Origin of the sequence: Candidatus Magnetobacterium casense, assembly GCF_019173545.1 — a bacterium.
Classification (GTDB): Bacteria; Nitrospirota; Thermodesulfovibrionia; order Thermodesulfovibrionales; family Magnetobacteriaceae; genus Magnetobacterium; species Magnetobacterium cryptolimnobacter.
Map to the genome: position 1 here is coordinate 1 of NZ_JABXWD010000482.1, position 2,320 is coordinate 2,320.

2 protein-coding genes are annotated in these 2,320 nt (G+C 51.2%); both read right to left on the bottom strand.

The window, feature by feature from the left end:
- Positions 1–167 precede the first annotated feature (167 nt).
- Positions 168–1,634, bottom strand: coding sequence for a hypothetical protein (locus tag HWQ67_RS16595; RefSeq protein WP_218253799.1), 1,467 nt, complete (start codon positions 1,632–1,634; stop codon positions 168–170).
- Between the two features lie 174 nt (positions 1,635–1,808).
- Positions 1,809–2,111, bottom strand: coding sequence for a hypothetical protein (locus HWQ67_RS16600; protein ID WP_218253800.1), 303 nt, complete (start codon positions 2,109–2,111; stop codon positions 1,809–1,811).
- Between the last annotated feature and the right edge of the window lie 209 nt (positions 2,112–2,320).

Genomic DNA, 2,320 nt, shown 5'->3' on the forward strand with positions numbered 1-2,320 from the left:
AGCTTAACACCTACAGTGGTTAGAGGAGGGATTCTCCACAAAGAATGGCTTTATTGGCAGGATTGCATTCTTAGCTTAACACCTATGGGGCGGAGCCGCCCCTTTCTTTTCTCTTACGGTCAAATGTGCCCTATGTCAATGGGGTCAAGGGGACATTCTCTAAAGCACTAATCGAACCTGAAGGCATATAACCGTGCCCTGATGAGTGCGAACCTGAATCGGACAATTTTTCCGGCCAGCGACGAAATATCGGCTGAACCTCTCCATGTGACGCGTTGCCAGAGGGCGGAACCTGAGACGGCGTCACAGACATCGAGCGTAAAGCCCACGATGGGGGTTAGTTCCAGGGCCGGTTTGACTTCCAGGATTTCGACCTTTATTTGTCCGCCGGTGTATGAGACGGCGTTGAGGCTGAGACTGTTGCCGCTGAATACGCACGGATAGGTGTAGAACTCGCCCCTGAGATTGGCCTCAACGGCGACAAAGCCATCCTGCCTGATGGTTGCCAGGTAGAGGGCAGGACGCTCATCGGTGTATTCGTTGTGTGCCCTGCGCGAAAAGAACACGGGGAATGCCCACAGGTCATTGCCGTAGGGGACGATCCCGTTGCCCGTGTAGATGGTGACCTTATCGGGTCTGTCGTCGTTTGAGATAATCGGGTTGCCCTGGGGGAAGGACCAGTGGTTTGCATCGCGGCTTAGTGCGATGTGGACATCAACGGTGTCCGTATCCCTGTGGTAGAGGGCTGGAAACATGATGTGTGCGTTGTCGGCCCCCGGCCATTTGTGATAGCTGTTGGTGTATATGTCCGTGTATGGCCCCCAGGAGGTCTGTGGCATGACGAGGGGGCGTGGTGCGGGGAACTTGCCGAAGTCCCTAGATTGCGCACGAGTTATCATGCGACGACCACCGGAGCCGTATCGGTTTTTTGGATACCATCCGCGCAGGTAGAGGGCATATTTACCGCTGTCTTCGTCAAAGGTGCCTACGGACTGCGTGTCGCTTGTGTACTTGAGGATTGGCTCAGGCAGTGTCTTCCAGTGGATACCGTCGGGTGATGTTGCGCCATATAGCCAGCTCTGCAGAGTGTAGCCTTCCTCTGCCGGGCCAAGGTGTGCGAGCTTGTAGCGTTCCTGCGGTGGCGCATAGGGGTCGATAAAGACCGTTGCCCCGTGGGCGCCCACTTCTCCGCCGCTGTCCTTTGTGCCAAGGCCGTAGACGATGTTGTTGTCGCTTGAGCCTTTGTACGGGATGAGGCCTAAATTGGAACGATGCCAGTGTTTACAGTCCTCTGATTGCATGTAGCAGAGTTTGTCGAATTCCTGACCCTTTTCGTTAAAGTCATACGTCGCATACCACAGGCGATACAGGCCATCCTCATAGAGCATGGTGCTGTAGGCCCCGATAAATCCAAGCGGGTCGTTGTGGACAAACGGTTCGGCGGCTATCTCCGGGCGCATTACCTTTAGCTCAATCCCATACGGGCTTAACCACGGCAACAGACCGTGCTTGTCCTGGTAGAACTTCCAGAATGGTATCCCATACCCCGGCTCTATCAACTGCCAGTCAATAAATACGTTCTTCCTGCCCCTTATAAAATGCTGCGGGAGCGTGCCTATGTTTTTAATGCTCATCGAAAAAGAAAGAAAGGCAAGAAGGGGGCGGCTCCGCCCCCCCTTCAACCCCCCTGCAAGGGGAGGGGCGAGGCGCCCCGGCCACGAAGAAGTCCCCTTGACCCCATCCTGAGGTGGCTTGAGTGTGGCATGGAAGTTGAGTGGATGTCTGCCTGCAGGCTTGTTTTATTAGTGTCAAATGTATATCTGCTCACTATACTCATATCTGATCAGAGAATTTCTTCCAAATAAAGTTGTATTATAAAAAAGATCGTAAAACCGTTTCTCTATTATTCTCTTAATGTTTACTGTTGATGCATCAACAATATTTTCACTTATATTTTTAATAAAAGCGTCTTTAATTGTCCTGAAAAAATATATCAATGTGCATATAGTGTGGGTACCACTGCCTTCTTCGCCAATGAAAACAGTGTAATCTTTGACTTCAAAGTCAAACTTCTTAATCGTTCCAAAATTCTCAATGTACATTCTATGCATAGCTGAACCTCTATCTCTGCTTTATATCCGCTGCATGTGACCTGATTATAAAAGAATCTTCTCTTGTAATGCAAGTGGCCCAAAAAAGACTACTTTCCACCGGGTGCATAAAAAAGTAGTTGGTGGCTTCGTCAAAGAAAGAATGGTGGCTTCGCCCCCTACCCCCTACAAGGAGGGCGGCTCCGCCCCCTCCTTGACCTCCCCTGCAA

Coding starts and splice junctions, on each gene's coding strand:
- HWQ67_RS16595 (WP_218253799.1), bottom strand. CDS start 1,634: ATGAGCATTAAAAACATAGGCACGCTCCCGCAGCATTTTATAAGGGGC.
- HWQ67_RS16600 (WP_218253800.1), bottom strand. CDS start 2,111: ATGCATAGAATGTACATTGAGAATTTTGGAACGATTAAGAAGTTTGAC.